Source organism: Polycladomyces zharkentensis (assembly GCF_016938855.1).
Taxonomy (GTDB): domain Bacteria; phylum Bacillota; class Bacilli; order Thermoactinomycetales; family JIR-001; genus Polycladomyces; species Polycladomyces zharkentensis.
This window is the reverse complement of sequence record NZ_JAFHAP010000009.1, coordinates 144,442-161,554: the sequence shown is the minus strand read 5'-3', so window position 1 is coordinate 161,554 and position 17,113 is coordinate 144,442. Positions and strand designations below refer to the sequence as shown.

Here is a 17,113-nt window from a genome sequence, read left to right as displayed (position 1 = left end):
CGTACGGACATCCGATCCCGCACCTACGGATTGCCCTTTGGCCATCGCTCGGCTACACTGGTGATACGTGGGAAAGGTTGGGATTCAATCATGGTATTATTGCAAGCCAAAGGAATCGTAAAATCGTTCGGCGCCACTCCCGTTCTCAGGCAGGCTGATCTGATGATTCGCGAAAAAGAACGGATCGGTCTGATCGGTGTCAACGGCGCCGGCAAATCCACGCTGGTGAAGATCCTCATCGGCCAAATCCCGCCGGATTCCGGCGAGTTACATGTGGCCAAAAATGCCCGGATCGGGTATCTTGCTCAAGACGCGGGACTGGCAAGCGACCGGACCATGTGGGACGAGATGCTCTCCGTGTTTGAACACATAAGGGCTATGGAGCGGGAATTGCGCCGGATGGAGCAGGAGATGGGAAGTGCCGAGGTGTTGTCCAACCCGGTCCGATACCAACAGATCATGGACCAATACGCCGCCCTGCAAACCCGTTTTGAAGAAGCGGGGGGTTACGGTTATGAAGCGCGGATTCGCGGTGCGCTTCATGGTTTGGGGTTGGCGGATTTGCCCTGGACCGAAACGCGTTGCTCCGCTTTGAGCGGCGGGCAAAAAACTCGGTTGGCACTGGCCAAACTGCTTTTGGAAGAGCCGGATCTACTCATTCTGGATGAGCCGACCAACTATCTCGATATGAACGCCTTGGCCTGGTTGGAGCAAACGCTGTCCAGTTATCCCGGAGCCTTGTTGGTGATTTCCCACGACCGGTATTTTCTCGACCGGTTCGCCCAGACCATCTACGAGATTGAACAAGGCCGGACCACGAAATATACGGGCAATTATACCGCTTATGTCCGTCAGAAAGAAGCGATGTTGGCACAGTTGGAAAAAGTCTATGAGCAGCAACAGGAAGAGATCCGAAAGATGGAAGAATTCATCCGGCGCAACATCGCCCGCGCTTCCACAAGCAAACGGGCGCAAAGCCGGCAGAAGGCGTTGGAGAAAATGGAACGGATCGAGAAACCGTTCCGGTCGGACGCTGCGGCTGCCATCCGCTTCGAAACGTCCGTCACCAGCGGTCGACAAGTGTTGCAGGTGGAAAACCTGTGCATCGGATATGACCCCGCAACTCCGTTGGCCCAAAATCTCACCTTTCAACTGGAGCGCGGCGAACGCGTGGCCTTGCTCGGTCCGAACGGGACAGGGAAAACCACCCTGCTCAAAACCATCGCAGGCATGATTGCGCCGTTGGACGGACATGTTCGCACGGGTACCGGTGTCATACTGGACTTTTACGACCAGGAACAACAAGAACTCGATCCGTCATCCACCGTGCTGGATGAACTGTGGAATGCTCACCCTGAGCTGAACCTGACCCGGATACGCACTGTGTTGGGACAATTCCTCTTTCAGGGAGATGACGTGTACAAACGGGTCAAAGAGTTGAGCGGCGGGGAAAAGGCCCGGTTGTCCCTGGCCAAACGAATGCTCAACCGCGCCAACTTTCTTCTGATGGACGAACCGACCAACCATTTGGACATGCGAAGCAAAGAACGGTTGGAAGAAGCGTTGGCAGCATATACCGGGACTTTGCTGTTCGTCTCCCATGACCGGTACTTTATCAACCGACTGGCCACCCGCATTTTGGAACTGTCACCGAACGGCGTGCGATCCTATCCCGGTAACTATGACGATTACTTGGCGAAACGGATCGAAGAGACGTCTGAATCGGTACAAAACGATGTCAAACCGGCGGAAGCGCATCGGGAAGAAAACCGCAAAAAACGGCAGGAGGAACGCCGCCGTCAACAGATCATCGCCCGGTTGGAGCAAGAAATCGAGGAGCTGGAACAACAACGGGCCAATATCAACGAACAGCTGTGTCAACCCGATGTCTATACCGATCCGGAAGAGAGCCGACGCTTGCAGGAGGCGTTGGAACGGGTAGAAACAGAGCTGAATGAGAAAACGGAAAAGTGGGCAGAAATGGCGGAGTGAACAGGTGCGACAGGTTGCCGATCCGTTTACGGCGGACGGCAACCTGTCTTCTTGATCCGACGACTCCACCCTCACTGTCAATGATCATGTTTTGTGATCGATCCAATCAATATCATTCATTTCAAAAAATATAAAGAATATATTATCATCTATATCAAGGTTCATGACTCCTCAACCGATCAGCAGGTACGGAGATCTTGAAAATCCAGGATCGATCTCCTCCCTTATACACTGAACAAGTAGGAGGACTGTCAAAAGTGCAGCTCCATTCATCCATGCAACAAGATCGATTCGAAGCCCCACCATCCTCTTCGTATCGCTGGATGATTTTGGCGGTGGCGACTTGGGTACAAGCGACGGCCACCTTGGTTACCTACGGAGTGGGACCCCTTGCGGCGATTTGGCAAAAACAATGGGGATTGTCCGCTGCGCAGGCCGGACTGTTGGTGTCTGCCGTTCAAGTCGGGCCTCTGCTCTCGATGCTCCTGATCGGCCACGCATTGGACCGATATGGGGAACGGTGGCTGGTCAGTCTGGGAGCTTGTATGTTGGGGATGACGTTTTTCCTTGTCTCCTTTACGACTCACTACCTCCTGCTGCTGTTGTTGCTCGGCATCGTCGGGATCTGGTACGGTACGGCCCAACCCGGAGGAAGCAAGGTGATTCTGCGTTGGTTCCCGAAAAAGGAAAGAGGACTGGCAATGGGCGTGCGACAAGCGGGCATCCCGATCGGGGGAGCCATCGGCGGCACATTGTTGCCATACTTGTCCCTTCACTTCGGTTGGCCTTCCGCCGTGTATGCGCAATCCGTTCTTGCCGTTGCCGGAGGCCTGCTCTTTCTGGCGTTGTATCGGGAACCGCAGGTTCCTCCCAAACATCAACGGCAGACAAACAGCCGTTTCCGGCAAAAGATCAAGGCCATCACCAGCAATCGCAAAATGTTGCCCATTTTATGCACCGGTATGATCATGGTGACGTTACAGATGGTGCTGGTGGGTCATTTGATGCTTTTTTTCGGCAATGAAAAGAAAACGGGACTGGTGATCGCAGGACAGCTGTTATCCACCGCGTTGATCTCCGGTATGGCGGGAAGAATTGTCCTCGCTCACATCAGCGACCGGTGGTGGGGAGGAAACAGGGAGTCCGTGCTTCACCTGTCAATATGGGCATCCGTGTTCGGCGTAACCGCACTGATTTTCCTGCCCGCCGTCCCGCCCGTCTGGTCACTCTTTGTGCTGTCCGCTTGGTTGGGCTTTTTCGGCATCGGTTGGTTCAGTTCATTTCTTCTGGCTGTCGCGGAACAGGCTCCGCCGCAATCGGAAGGACTGATGGTCAGCTACGCATTGACGCTGAACCAGGTTGCCATCATACTGGCGCCGGCATTGTTTGGGTGGATCGCCGATCTCACATCCTATTCTATTGCCTGGTCGCTGTTGGTCCTGTTGTTGCTCGGAAACGGACTGTTGCTTGCAAAAAAGAGAAGGGAGGACGTTGGATGAAACTCTTCTGCGAATCTGCCGATCTGAAAGACTATTTGGATGAGCTGGAAGAAGTGGACTACTCTCATCCCCTGATCCAGGAGAAAGTCCGGGAAATCCAAGCGGCACACCATTCACCGCTGGAACGGGTGAGAATCGCATATGAGTTTGTACGCGACAAAATTGATCACTCCTGGGACATCCAAAGTACGAGAGTAACCTGCAAAGCATCGGAAGTTTTGCAATACGGAGAAGGAATTTGTTATGCCAAATCCCATCTGCTGGCCGCCCTGCTGAGGGCGCAGGGGATTCCGACGGGATTTTGCTATCAGCGGTTGACGCGGGGTGACACCCCGGACACCGGGTACGCCGTTCATGCATTGAACGCCTTTTACCTGGATACCGTAGACAAATGGGTACGTCTCGATGCCAGGGGCAACAAACCGGGCGTGCAGGCCGAATTTTCGATCGACGAGGAAAAACTGGCATTCCCGGTTCGACCGGAAATGGATGAAATCGACTATCCCGTCATCTACGCCAAGCCGCAAACCTCCCATGTGTTGAAGAAGCACACCAATGCGCTTGAGATGTATCAATACCATCTGCCGAAACGACTGTAGGGCGTGCCTGATTTCCCCTGTCCCTTTACCGGCTCGCTCCACCTGCACCCGGCAAGAAAGCAGTTTGCACTCCGCACGTCTGAAGACGTGGGATTCTTGGGTCGTTAGCGTCCGCAGTCCGTTTCCGCTTTGGACAACGCCCAGGTTCAGGGGTGTGTCATCACCCCGTCCCAAGCAGTTCTGCAGCAACGCTGCAAGTACCCGCCTGGGCGGCGTACCTGCGACCAACGGAAGTACCCGTGGTATTACCGGTACGCCGGTTCTCCTTCACTCACGCTCATGGCTTTACCCGGTGGGAGTCTTCGCCACCAGAACCTCCTACTATGACGTACTAAATCCTACTACCAGCAGGATGAGCACAGCTCGATGAAGATTCTGACATTCCTTGTTTTCCCTGACAATCCCTGTGAAGGGGATAACTGGCAAAACTTCTTTTCTCCACGATTCAAATACCCCAGGGGTACTTCCTATGGTCGCCGTGGGCTTTCAGACAGCCATTTCTGTAAAACCACTCTGTACCGGGAGGGGCAGGATGCGGGCAGCCGCTTCTTCCATTCTTCCAGAGGAAATGGCCCCCGATTAGATGCACGTGCTTTTCCGGCATTTCGCTCGGCAGTGGCTTCTGTCTTCACTCACCCGGGACTCACCCGGAAAATCATTGGCCCCTTAGCGGAATGACCAAACATACCCTCAGGGAGGCAAGTGAAATCTCAATCAAAAGTCAAATACCTTTCCGAAGTTCGATGATCCGGTATCTTCCCCCAAACAGGGAAGGTTCATTTCCCACAACATGAATCGGCAGATCTCGGGCGATCGTTTCAAAGGAACGGTTTACATCCGTTCCCAACTTTCGGGTAATTTTGTTTAGCATTTGACTGAACCGGGAGAGCGACTTGTTGGAAGGTCGAAATTTATCAAAGATGAGGATTCGCCCGCTTCCTTTTAACACCCTGATACCTTCCGTCAACGCTTGCCGCGGATTTTCGGTGACACTCAAAACCAGGTTGAAAAAAACGGCATCAAAGGTTTCGTCGGGAAACGTCAATGCTTCCGCGTTCATCTGTTGCAGGCGAATGGTCGAATGGTGGACCTTTTTGCGGGCCTGTTCCAACATTTCCGAAGACAGATCGATCCCTGTCACCCGTACTCCCTCCGGAATATAGGCGAAATCCAGGCCCGTTCCCACCCCCACCAGCAAGAGATGCTCATTCGGTTGTAGACGGGCCCGTTTCACTATGCTCTGACGAGCCGAACCAAACCACCGGTTTTGCATGATCCAATCATAGAACGGCGCCCACCTTCGATAGATTTGCCGATTCGTCTCGTGATTCATCCGTTTTCCCCCTCCCATCCGGCTAAATCCGGTCAACTCCTCACTCCTGCCATCAACAAACGCAGCAATTGTTCTCTCTCCATCGCCAACCGCTGTGCCTCTTCCACACTCACCGCATGAAAGGAAATGGCGCCGCCGGGAAGCGTTTGAGCCACCAATGGCAAATCCGCGGAAATGATGGTGGCAATCCGGGCATACCCGCCCGTCGTTTGCCGATCTGCCATCAAGATGATCGGTTGACCGTCGGCAGGCACCTGTACCGTGCCCATCACCGTTGCATCGGAGAAAATATCAGCCCCGCGACGGTGCGTGATGCGCGGACCCTGCAAGCGGTAGCCCATGCGATCGGCTTGAGTCGTCACGGTAAACCGGTGATGCAAAAATGTGCGGACACCCTCTTGGGTAAATGCCTCATGATCCGGTCCCAACACCACTCGTACCGTGGGATTGCGAGCGTAACGGGGGAGGTGTCGCCGCGACAAACATCTTTTTCCCTCTTTCGGAAGGTTTCCCGCCGCCGTTCCAACTGCCAACGCATCTCCCTTCTGGAGCGCCCGGCCGCCCAAGCCGCCGATCCGTCCGCGGAGATACGTCGATTTGCTTCCCATCACCACGGGCACATCGATCCCGCCGGCAACCGCCAGATAGGCACGAACGCCGCACACCGGCCCTTGAAAGCGCAATACCTGTCCTTTTTTCACAGTAAACCCGCACCACATGGGAACAGGTTCTTCGTCCACCGTCGCTCCCAAATCGGCACCGGCAATCGCGATGAGGCAATCCCGGTGAAATCCGAATGCCGCACGGCCCATGGTAATTTCCAGCCCCGCTTCGTCCCGGTCGTTTCCGACCAAAATATTGGCCGCCTGCAAAGCAAAGGGGTCCATCGGTCCGGAGACAACCATGCCATACTGTTGATACCCCCAGCGGCCGCCGTCCTGTACCGTTGTCAACAAACCGGGCTCCAACACTTCCAGTGACGGCTTCACAGCTCCCCCACCCTTTTTACTTGAATGCCGTTTGCTTCAAATGCCTGCCGCAACCGGCGAACAAACGCCACCGCCTCCGGCTGATCGCCATGGACACACACCGTGTCCGCACGGATGGCCAGATCGGAACCGTCAGCAGCGGTCACTTTTCCTTCGCGAATCATGCGAATTACTCGTGCCACGGCACGGTCCGGATCATGGATCACCGCATCTGGTCGTGTTCGCGGCGTCAGTGTGCCATCCGGCTCATATTGACGATCGGCAAACACTTCTTCAGCCACACGCAGTCCCGTTTGACGACCTGCCCGAACCAACTCGCTTCCGGCCAACCCGAACAGGATCAAGCGTTCATCCACCCGGGCCACCGCTTCCGCCACCGCCCGGGCGATTTCACTGTTGACGGCGGCAACGTTAAACAACGCTCCATGCGGCTTCACGTGTTGCAGCTCTCCCCCGCAAACCCGAACAAAAGCCGATAAAGCTCCCACCTGATACAACACCAGATCGAACACTTCCTGCGGTGTCAGCTCCATCCACCTTCTGCCGAACCACTGCCGGTCGGGCAAACCGGGATGCGCCCCGATCGCCACCCCTTTTTCCAGCGCCAATTGCACGGTACGATGCATCACATGGGGATCACCTGCATGAAAACCGCATGCGATGTTGGCTGACGTAATCCAGTCCATTACATCAGTGTCACGCCCAATCCGATAGATCCCGAAACTTTCACCCAGATCACAATTGAGATCGATCCGGTCAGCCATGTTTTCACCTCTTTCTCCGGTCACGTCTTATCCATCAGCCATTCTCCCGTATTCCATACATCTTCGCCTTTTTCCAGCGCTTCCGTGATGCTGAGGTACTCCGTACGATCTACGGGACGGAATCGCAAACGATCCCCTGCCTTCAGTAGTACCGGCGGATTGCGGATCGGATCGTAGAGTGGAATCGGCGTTCGTCCGATGATCCGCCAACCGCCCGGTGTGGCAATCGGGTAGACACCCGTCTGTTCACCGGCGATTCCCACCGAACCAGCCGGTACGGATGACCGCGGCGTCGCCAGTCGAGGGGCGGCAATCTCTTTGGGCAGGCCACCGAGATAGGGAAATCCGGGGGCAAACCCCATCATGTAAACCACATATTCCACCGAAGAGTGAATACGGATGACTTCTTCCGGTGTTTTGCCACACCACTCAGCCAATGATTCCAGATCGGGGCCGTATTCGCCACCGTAGCAAACAGGCAGGGAAATCATACGGGGCTGTGGCAATGGTTCTTCATCCAGCTGTTCCGCCAGTCTTTCAAGGGATTGAACCAATTGCCGGTATGTAACTTCGCCAGGGCGGTACAGCACCGTCACAGCCGTATAGGAAGGGACCCACTCGATCACACCCGGTATGGATTGCCTCTCCAGCGCTCTGCACCATTGTCGAACCCTGTCGTGAACGGAAGGTTCGATGCGGTCCCCCAGCCGAATGCGCACCGCCTGATCTCCGATCGGGTGAAAGGAAAGCATGCCGATCCTCCTCATGGAAGAAATCCATTCCAGCTCGCTACCGTTTCACATTGACTCCCAAGTCATGTCATCATGGTAAAACGGATGCTTCTTTCGTACCATGCAAAATCTCCCTGGAGCCAAGGAGGACATGCCCATATCTGAACATCTCTACTTCCTTCCGAAATTTTAACATAATTTTGGCGGGCACTCATTCCTCTCACAGTCCGTCCTTCGTCCACCCCCCGAAAAACTGGTTTCCATTACAACATGTTTCCCACGATTCACTGATTTGTGAAGCTTTCCCTTTCAATCCCAATGAAACGAAATGACTTCTGTGGAACACAGAAGCCATTTCGTAAGATCTCTTCGACTGTTTGGTTCGCGTTGATCCAGGCATCACTGTATTGACAGCCGCCTTTGTTCCTTTTGTTCGTTCTGTAAAAGCTTGTTGCATCCCTCTGGTCGCGTTAGATGTACCATTTCGTGGGATGGCATGAACGACGCTTCACTCGAAATAAATCCTCCCACTTGTGATGGCGCCTATTTTATCCCTGATTGTTTATACCCTTTTCAGTTATCAGTCATTCTATCCAACGCGATGACATCTTCGGATTCAAGTTTCCATTCTGCGGCGGCTGCATTTTGAATCACTTGCTCTTTGTTTTTTGCACCGGTAATGACTGTGGCTACGGCCGGTTTTGCCAGAAGCCAGTTGACCGCGACTTGCGCCAACGGCTTGTTGTAACGATCCGCGACAGTACGGATTTTCTCCACTTTTTCCAAGTTCGCTTCAAATTCCCCTTCTTTAAAAAGCGGATTGAACCGGCGTCGAACGTCATTTTCGGCAATTTTCGTCCCTTTGTTGAACTTCCCGGTAAGCAATCCCTGGGCGAGAGGACTATATGGAATAAATCCCATCCCAACACGTTCGGTGTAAGAATACTCGGCCTTTTCCACTCCACGCTGGAGCAAGTTATATGGAGATTGGAGAGAAACGACATTGGCGTATTTTCGCGCTTCTTCCATTTGCTCCACAGAAAAATTGGAGACGCCAATATAACGGATTTTTCCGCTTTGGACCAGTTCATTGAGTGTTTCCATGGTTTCTTGGATCGGCGTCTTGTGATCCGGCCAGTGCACTTGATACAAATCAATGTAGTCCGTGTCCAGGTTTTTCAGGCTTACATCAATTTCGCGCAAGATGTTTTTTCTGCTGACATCAATCACAAAATCACCTTGATTGTTCCATATAATGCCAAACTTTGTGGCGATGATGACCTTGTCACGCATCGGCTTGAGTGTTTTTCCGAGAACCCGTTCAGATTCCCCATAACCGTAGAAAGGTGCGGTGTCAAAAAAGTTCACCCCATGATCATACGCAGTCTGGATCGCTTCCACGATCTCTCGTTCTTCAACAATTCCCCAACCCGATTTTCCGGCGGCCCAGCCCCCGAATCCAATGACGGAAGGATATAGCTCACTGTTTCCTAAACGTCTTTTTTCCATTATAATTCCTCCTTTATTCATTTGAATGATGGAACTCCGGCAATACATATTCAGCCAACTCGTGCAATACTTCCGGGATCGGACGCTGAGAGTGGCGAAAATGGAAAGCGAGATGATGGACCCCAATTTCCTCCAATTTTTGCAAGTGTCGAATCAGTTCGTTTCTTCCAATCGTGGCTCCGAACTTCAGCGGCTTCGGCGGGTGGTTCGGATCCTCATGGAGATCCAAGTGATACGCGGAAATATAAGGTTTGATCTCTGTCAATCCATGATCTTCATGTGCCTTTTTCCACTCTGCAATCTGGTGTTGGGTAGAAGCAATTCCTCTGGGGTAATGGAACCATCCATCCAGATGTTGAACGATCCAGTCGATTGTTTGCGTTCCCCGGCCTGCCATGATGAGTGGAATCGTATCCTGAACGGGCTTGGGAAGCAGATCGAGTTGGTTGTCAAACAACATCTGATCTTTGTTCCAAGCCTCTTTGATCATCCGAACACTTTGCCGCAAAATTTCCCCTCTCTTTTCCGCCTCCACTCCGAATATCGGAAACTCCACGGGGCGATCTCCCGTTGCAATCCCCATCACCAAACGCCCGCCGGAGAGTTGATCAATCGTGGCGGCTGCTTTGGCAACGTGATAAGGATGGCGCAGCGGAAGAACAATGGCTCCCGTTCCCAATATGACATGATCGGTGATGGCGGCCAGATATCCCAAATAAGCAAAGGGATCAAACAATTGCGCTGCATCACCGAAGCGATTTGGATCAAAAAAAGGAACATCCCGTATCCATATGGATTTGAAACCAAGTTGATCCGCCAATCGGGCATACTCCGCATGGTGTTCCATATTGGGGACACCGAAGGGGCGTCTCTCTTTTTTTGCTCTTTGGAGTCCCGCCGGAGACCAGTCGTTATCCAACGGGAGCTCTACCCCCAATGTCATGCGGCGGGAAGGGATCAGCTTCTTCAATGCAGAGACGCTCATGAATTTCACCACCTTTCTCATGAATGGGAATCAAGCTTGTTCTTTTCGCTCCAAAGCCATACTCCAACCGCTCAGAATTACAGCCCCTGCAACCATCAATGCTCCAACCCATGAAGTATGGATGAGTCCCAGGGAATCCGTGACCATCCCACCCAAGCAGGACCCCATTGCAATTCCGGCATTAAACGCGGCAATATTGATGGCAGAGGCCACATCCACTGCCGAAGGGACATGCTTCTCAGCCAACTGAACAACATAAAGTTGAAGTCCGGGAACGTTCATAAAAGCGAGAAGTCCCATGAAAATGATCGTAATGAGTCCCGTTGCCTTAAAAGGCGCGGTAAAGGTCAAGATAAACAATACGATCGCTTGGACGATAAACATATAAAACAGCGCTTTGACGGGATTCCGATTCGATACTTTGCCTCCGATGATGTTGCCAATCGCGATCGCGACCCCATAGGCAAGCAGAATCATGCTTACTGTACTTGCTTGAAATCCCGTAATTTCCTGCAGCAATGGAGAGAGATACGTAAAGACCACGAACGTCCCGCCATAGCCCAAAGCGGTGATAATAAAGACAAGCAGCAAACGGCCGTTGGTGACAAGTTTCAGTTGATCCGCAAATGTTGCAGACATTCCCTGACGGAGCCGAGAGGGAATGAGAATGGCATTGGCGATTAATGAAATCAGGCCAATCGCAGCAATTCCGGCAAAGGAATATCTCCAGCTGAATGTCTGTCCGATAAAGGTTCCAAACGGAACACCCGTAACAGTGGCCACAGTCAGACCGGTGAACATAAATGCAATGGCACTGGCTCGACGGTCTTCCGGAACCAGATCAGCCGCGATGGTCGACCCAATGGACATAAAGATGCCGTGGGAAAAGGCTGAAATGACACGAGCAACAAGCAAGATCCAAAAGCTCGTGGCTGAGGCGGCCAGGCTATTTCCGATCACAAATACGATCATGATCCAGATGAGCAGCGTCTTTCTTGACATCGATGAAGTAAGAGAAGTGAGAATCGGTGCTCCGAAAGCCACTCCCAAGGCATAGAGAGAAACCGTCAGGCCAGCTGTGGTGACAGGAACATGCAAATCTTTCGAAATGGATGGCAGCAATCCTACACTGATAAATTCCGTCGTTCCAATGGCAAAAGCACTAATGGCCAACGCGAGCAAGGCAAAGAAGCTGTGACTTTGTATACTTCCGCTTTTTGCGCGGTTTAAAGTTTGTGTGGTCATAAAGAAACCTCCTTGGACAGTAAATGAATATATGATTTTGGAAGATATTAGTGTCGACAACCACAAAACTTATTATGTAACATATACTTATTAATAGGAAGTACGTACTTTTTGGTGATATTGTTACTTGTCAGTGTGATAGGTACCAGCAAGTAATATAAACACCAAAAGGGAACCCGACTGATCTGCGGGAAAGGAGAAACGCAATGAAAAAAGCGGAAAAAGTCTATAACATACCGGTCGAAGCAACATTGGAAGTAATCGGAGGCAAATGGAAAACCGTGATTCTCTGCCATTTAACCCATGGGCCGATGCGTACGAGTGAGCTGAAAAGAGCCATGCCAAATATCACACAAAAAATGTTGACGCAACAGTTGCGTGAACTGGAAAAAGACGGTGTAATCAATCGCATTGTTTACAACCAAGTCCCGCCTAAAGTGGTTTATGAATTGAATGAGTTCGGTTGGTCGTTGAAGCCTGTTTTGGATCAGATGTGCGCATGGGGAGAGGAGTATATCAAAAGAGCAGCGACCCAATAAAGCAAAGAAAGCAGAGGAGCCGGTGCAGACACCTCTGCTTTCTTTTACATTCAAGTACCGGTTAATCGAGTGGTTTGTTGTCTCAATCTATGAATATCGAAATAAACACTCACTGTGCACGCTGAAAATGTTGGAGATGGCTGTCCGTTTCCATGGGTCTTCTTGACGATCAGGAAATCCTCGGGAAAAGAGTATAATAGGGTTATTCCTTCATTCCCGGCAAGTGACCATTTCCCACAAGAACCTTCAACCCGAACCGCCAAGTGATTTACCGCTTTGTGCCCAATACAACCGAAAGGAGGGCGATTGGGATTCAAAAGCAATCGATCCGCCTCCATACGGCGATGGCAATCTTTGTGTGCAGTGTCGTCATCGCGGCCTTAACCGTTACCGGCCTGTTGATCGCCAAGGAAATCGCCCGCCAAACGGAAAAAAACCTTGCCGGGAAAGCGATGAACATTGCACAGATGGTGGCCCGTTCGGAGTTGGTCATCGAAGCGTTGGAAGGAAAACGGGACGAGGCAGGGATTCAATCGTTCGCGGACGGTATCCGCCGCGCCACAAACGTCCGCTTCATCGTTGTGATGGATATGCATCATATTCGCAAATCACACCCTGATCCGACCAAAATCGGAAAGCGTTTTGCCGGTGGTGACGAAAACGAAGCGATGCGGGGAAAAACATACACCTCGATCGCAGAAGGAACGCTCGGCAGGTCTTTGCGGGCTTTCGCACCGGTCCGTAACTCCCGCGGAAAACAAATCGGGGTCGTTTCCGTCGGCATTCTGTTGAACCAAGTGGAAGAAGCAGTAACCCAAAGTACCCGCATCGTTTACATCGGCATCGGGTTCGGTGTCTTGGTGGGAATACTGGGTGCATTGGTATTGGCCAGAAAAATCAAAAACGTCCTGTTCGGATTGGAACCGCATCAGATCGCCAATCTGTACCAAGAACGGAATGCCATGCTGGAGTCCGTTCGAGAAGGGATCGTGGCGGTGAACCGAGACGGACGAATCGTTGTGGCCAATTCGGAGGCAATGCGCATGTTCCATCGCGCAGGGATCGACGAAGATCCCATCGGAAAACAAATCGAGGACTTCCTGCCAACTTCCCGTCTGATGCACGTACTGGAAAGCGGGACCCCGGAGTACGATCAGGAACATGCTTTAAACGGTATGACGTTGGTGGTCAACCGGGTACCGGTCAAAGTGGGGCAAGAAGTGGTCGGAGCCATCGCCACTTTCCGTGACAAAACCGAATTGAAACAGTTGGCTGAACAACTGACCGGCGTAAAGCTGTACGCGGAAGCTCTTCGCGTGAAAACCCATGAATTTATGAACCAGCTGCATGTCGTATTGGGTATGGTACAGATCGGAGAGTATGAGAAATTATCTTCGTACATCCAGCAGATTACCCATCATTATCAAATGGAGATCGGTTCCGTGTCCCGGCTGGTCAAAGATCCCGTCCTCGCGGGATTTCTGTTGAGCAAATTCAGCTCCGCCAGGGAACGCGGTGTCAACCTGCATATTCAGGGAGAAGGTGTGTGGCCGTCACTGAGACCGGAACTGACGGAAGAGTTGATTACGATTTTCGGGAATTTGATTGATAACGGGATCGATGCGGTGGAAGAAAGTCAAACGAAAGAGATCCACGTTTCTCTGTCATTTGACGGAAATGTACTTTCCCTGACCGTAAGAGACAGCGGACAGGGAATACCGGAAGAACTGCACGAGAAAGTGTTTGAGAAAGGCTTTTCGACCAAAGGGAAAGATCGCGGTTACGGATTGTTTTTGGTGCGACAAAGCATTGCGAGGTTGGGAGGGCGTTTGTCCATGACATCCAACAACGAGGGGACAATCGTTACGGTTCACTTGCCGTATGAAGAAAAGGAGTGAATGCGTTGATCCGGGTGTTGATCGTGGAAGATGATCCGATGGTGGCAGAAATCAACCGACGCTATCTGACATCCGTACCGGGATTTGGTTGCAGCGGAATTGCATCCAATGTCACCGAAGCCTTGGAGTTTTTGCGGAACAATTCCGTGGATCTGGTCATGTTGGATATCTTCATGCCGGGAAAAAACGGGTTGCAGTTGTTGACGGAAATCCGCAAAGAAGGAAAAAGTGTTGACGTGATCGTCATTTCCGCAGCCAATGACATTCAAAACATCAAGCAGGCACTCCGACTCGGAGCGGTTGATTACTTGATCAAGCCCTTTACGTTCGAACGGTTGAAAACAGCATTGCAAACGTATCAAAAAGAACAGGAGATGATTCAAGAACAGAACGAGTGGAACCAAGAGGAGCTGGACAAGCTGTTGCTTCATCCGGATCAAACACGTTCAACCTCCGCCAAACTCCCGAAAGGTTTGACACGGGAGACACTGCAACGCGTGGTGAAGTCAATTGATACCTTGAAAAGCGGGTTTACGACAGAAGAACTGGCCCGAGACATCGGCATTTCCCGCGTGTCCGCCCGTAAATATCTGAAATTCCTGACGGAAATCGGCTGCTTGTCGGTCGAACCGGTTTACGGAACGGGCGGTCGTCCCGTCTATCGGTATGATGTGAAGCAAGGCCATACCGTACGGATCGCCCCATACTTGGAAACGTGATATCGCACCCGTTAAACAATGGGGTGCTTTTTTGCTTATTTTAGTTACAAAATGCTTTTCTTACTTGCGCATGATTCACAAAATGTCCATTTTCACGTAACATGATAGACACAATGTATCAAACATTGATATATTTAGTAATGAAAGCGGTTTCCATTTCCGGATCTGTATGACGGCAAGTTTTTTTCCAGGAATCGAACCGGCCAGATACAGCAAAGGAGGTCAACAAGGATGAAAAGATTGGTCAACAATCTGACCTTTCAGGTGCTGACCGCTATTGCGATCGGTATTATTTTGGGTACTTTGTCTCCTGAAACGGCCAAAGCGATGAAACCGATTGGAGACGTTTTCATCAACATGGTAAAGATGGTGATCGCCCCGATTGTCTTCCTGACCATCGTTGTCGGGATTGCCAAGATGGGCGATATGAAAAAGGTGGGGAGAGTAGGCGGAAAAGCGCTCCTCTACTTTGAGATCGTCACCACCATCGCTTTGGTGATCGGCCTCATCGTTGCCAATGTGGTGAAACCGGGCGTGGGCGTTCATCTGGACCCGAGTCAAGGGCAGGATCAAGTTTCCCAATATGTCAGTGAAGGGAAGAAGATGAATCTGGTTGATTTCCTGGTTCATATCGTTCCTTCCAACATCGTGGATGCCTTTGCCAAAGGCGACACCCTGCAAGTCGTCTTCTTCTCCGTACTGTTCGGGTTCGCTTTGGCCGCGCTCGGCAATTTCGGGAAACCGTTGATCGATCTGTTGGACCAGATCTCCAAAGTGTTTTTCAAGATCGTCAACATCATCATGCGGGTGGCTCCGCTCGGCGCTTTTGGAGCGATGTCCTACACGATCGGAAAATACGGGCTGTCCTCCCTCATTCCGCTGGGCAAACTGATGCTGTCCGTCTACATCACCATGTTCCTGTTCGTCTTCGTCATCTTGAATCTGATTTGCCGGATGTATGGGTTCAGTCTGTGGCACTACTTGAAATTCATCAAGGAAGAATTGCTCATCGTGCTGGGGACCTCCTCGTCCGAATCCGTTTTGCCCCGCATGATGAAGAGGATGGAAGAATATGGATGTTCCAAATCGGTGGTTGGCTTGGTTCTGCCGACAGGCTATGCCTTCAACTTGGACGGAACATCGATCTATCTGACCATGGCCGTTGTGTTCCTGGCCCAGGTGAGCGGCGTTGATTTGAGCCTGACACAGGAACTGACGATTCTCGCCATCCTGATGCTGACTTCAAAAGGTGCGGCTACAGTGACAGGCGGCGGGTTTATCGTGTTGGCCTCCACGCTGAGCGCCACACATGTGATTCCCTTGGAGGGATTGGCCCTGTTGCTCGGTGTGGACCGCTTCATGTCTGAAGCGCGGGCCATTGTCAACATGATCGGAAACGGCATCGCCGCAATTGTCGTGGCCAAAAGTGAAAACGAATTCCATCCCAATCATCCGCAAGTCGGCAAGCAAGAAGGCTCTACTCCTTCCGATACGATAGGAGCGGACGTGTCGTGAACTTGACGAATTTTAAAATAATTTAAATAAAAATATGACCGGCTACCTGTACGTGCAGGAGCCGGTTTTCATTTCTACTATATTCCGGGCGTTATAGGCTTGCGTATATTTTAGTAACTTGCTCCACAATTGTCGTACGTTTTGTTCATCTTTTGCATTTATTTAAAACAAATCCAACAAAAAAGGAATGGATAACAAGATGGCATATACCAACGAAAAGATCACTGTCATTGTCGAAAAAAAAGGAAAACGAACCGTAACCAAGTCTCCGCTGTCTGGAAAATCAAAAATTGTGATCGTGATCAACAACCAGTTCACCAATGCACCCAATACCACGCAAATTGCGAGTGGGGCCGGTCGAAGCAGTGCTGCAGGAAGCAATGCGGCCATCGCTTCATCAAACACTCGTCAGCAACAGAGTGTGGGAGCCGGAGGAAAAGCCAAAAACCTCGGAATAAAGGGGAAACGGTATGAGCCGCACATAAAACATGGAAAGAGGGACAATGCCAAAGAAGTCGTGATTGTCATCAATAATCAGGTCGCCAAGCGAAGCAAACGCAAACCCATTTCGTCGGCTACCCAAGTGGCAAGCGGCAGTGGCACTTACAGCACAAGTGGTACCAATTCCGCAATTGAAAGCTCCAATACCAAACAGCAACATGCCGTTGGCGGAGGCCCAGGGTCTCGCGCAATCAACAAGTTGATCAAGGGGCGACGAAAATCAGTGAAGCGTTCTCGGCATTCCACACGTTTAAAACATCGCAGAAACTCACTTTAGGCGCCGTGGGCCTCTTGG

15 protein-coding genes are annotated in these 17,113 nt (G+C 51.5%); 8 read left to right on the top strand and 7 right to left on the bottom strand.

What is annotated here, in order from left to right; translation table 11 throughout:
* Positions 1-90 precede the first annotated feature (90 nt).
* The 3 genes from JQC72_RS11170 (at position 91) to JQC72_RS11160 (ending at position 4,090) form a co-directional block, all read left to right on the top strand.
* Positions 91-1,992, top strand: a complete 1,902-nt coding sequence (locus JQC72_RS11170; RefSeq protein WP_205495650.1) for an ABC-F family ATP-binding cassette domain-containing protein — start codon at positions 91-93, stop codon at positions 1,990-1,992.
* Positions 1,993-2,249: 257 nt separating this feature from the next.
* Positions 2,250-3,491 (top strand): MFS transporter, encoded by a 1,242-nt coding sequence (locus JQC72_RS11165; RefSeq protein WP_335342447.1) that lies wholly within the window; start codon positions 2,250-2,252, stop codon positions 3,489-3,491.
* A complete protein-coding gene (locus JQC72_RS11160; RefSeq protein WP_205495648.1) occupies positions 3,488-4,090 on the top strand; it encodes a transglutaminase-like domain-containing protein in 603 nt (200 codons plus the stop codon). Before JQC72_RS11165 ends, JQC72_RS11160 begins: the two co-directional genes overlap by 4 nt.
* A 721-nt stretch (positions 4,091-4,811) precedes the next feature.
* Here the strand turns inward: JQC72_RS11160 and JQC72_RS11155 are convergent.
* The 7 genes from JQC72_RS11155 to JQC72_RS11125 form a co-directional block, all read right to left on the bottom strand.
* A complete protein-coding gene (locus JQC72_RS11155) occupies positions 4,812-5,423 on the bottom strand; it encodes a class I SAM-dependent methyltransferase (RefSeq protein WP_205495646.1) in 612 nt (203 codons plus the stop codon).
* Positions 5,424-5,455: 32 nt separating this feature from the next.
* Positions 5,456-6,412, bottom strand: coding sequence for a 5-oxoprolinase subunit C family protein (locus tag JQC72_RS11150; RefSeq protein ID WP_205495644.1), 957 nt, complete (start codon positions 6,410-6,412; stop codon positions 5,456-5,458).
* Positions 6,409-7,176, bottom strand: coding sequence for a LamB/YcsF family protein (locus JQC72_RS11145; protein ID WP_205495642.1), 768 nt, complete (start codon positions 7,174-7,176; stop codon positions 6,409-6,411). Before JQC72_RS11145 ends, JQC72_RS11150 begins: the two co-directional genes overlap by 4 nt.
* A gap of 20 nt (positions 7,177-7,196) precedes the next feature.
* Positions 7,197-7,928, bottom strand: coding sequence for a 5-oxoprolinase subunit PxpB (gene pxpB / locus JQC72_RS11140; RefSeq protein ID WP_205495640.1), 732 nt, complete (start codon positions 7,926-7,928; stop codon positions 7,197-7,199).
* 552 nt (positions 7,929-8,480) lie between these two features.
* Complete coding sequence (locus tag JQC72_RS11135) at positions 8,481-9,416, bottom strand: aldo/keto reductase (RefSeq protein ID WP_205495633.1); 936 nt, start codon at positions 9,414-9,416, stop codon at positions 8,481-8,483.
* A gap of 13 nt (positions 9,417-9,429) precedes the next feature.
* Positions 9,430-10,401 (bottom strand): LLM class oxidoreductase, encoded by a 972-nt coding sequence (locus JQC72_RS11130; protein ID WP_205495631.1) that lies wholly within the window; start codon positions 10,399-10,401, stop codon positions 9,430-9,432.
* 30 nt (positions 10,402-10,431) lie between these two features.
* Positions 10,432-11,646: an MFS transporter gene (locus tag JQC72_RS11125; RefSeq protein ID WP_205495629.1), complete on the bottom strand. Its 1,215-nt coding sequence runs from the start codon at positions 11,644-11,646 to the stop codon at positions 10,432-10,434.
* A 206-nt stretch (positions 11,647-11,852) separates the two neighbouring features.
* Between JQC72_RS11125 and JQC72_RS11120 the strand changes: the two genes are divergently transcribed.
* The 5 genes from JQC72_RS11120 (at position 11,853) to JQC72_RS11100 (ending at position 17,095) form a co-directional block, all read left to right on the top strand.
* On the top strand, positions 11,853-12,185 hold the full coding sequence (locus tag JQC72_RS11120) for a winged helix-turn-helix transcriptional regulator (protein WP_205495627.1): 333 nt from the start codon (positions 11,853-11,855) through the stop codon (positions 12,183-12,185).
* A 278-nt stretch (positions 12,186-12,463) separates the two neighbouring features.
* Positions 12,464-14,083 (top strand): DcuS/MalK family sensor histidine kinase, encoded by a 1,620-nt coding sequence (gene dcuS / locus JQC72_RS11115; protein WP_419179864.1) that lies wholly within the window; start codon positions 12,464-12,466, stop codon positions 14,081-14,083.
* A gap of 14 nt (positions 14,084-14,097) precedes the next feature.
* Positions 14,098-14,802: a response regulator gene (locus JQC72_RS11110; protein WP_419179865.1), complete on the top strand. Its 705-nt coding sequence runs from the start codon at positions 14,098-14,100 to the stop codon at positions 14,800-14,802.
* A 231-nt stretch (positions 14,803-15,033) separates the two neighbouring features.
* Positions 15,034-16,317 (top strand): dicarboxylate/amino acid:cation symporter, encoded by a 1,284-nt coding sequence (locus JQC72_RS11105; protein WP_205495625.1) that lies wholly within the window; start codon positions 15,034-15,036, stop codon positions 16,315-16,317.
* 199 nt (positions 16,318-16,516) lie between these two features.
* Entirely contained in the window at positions 16,517-17,095 is a 579-nt protein-coding gene (locus JQC72_RS11100) for a hypothetical protein (protein ID WP_419179863.1), read from the top strand.
* Positions 17,096-17,113: the final 18 nt, after the last annotated feature.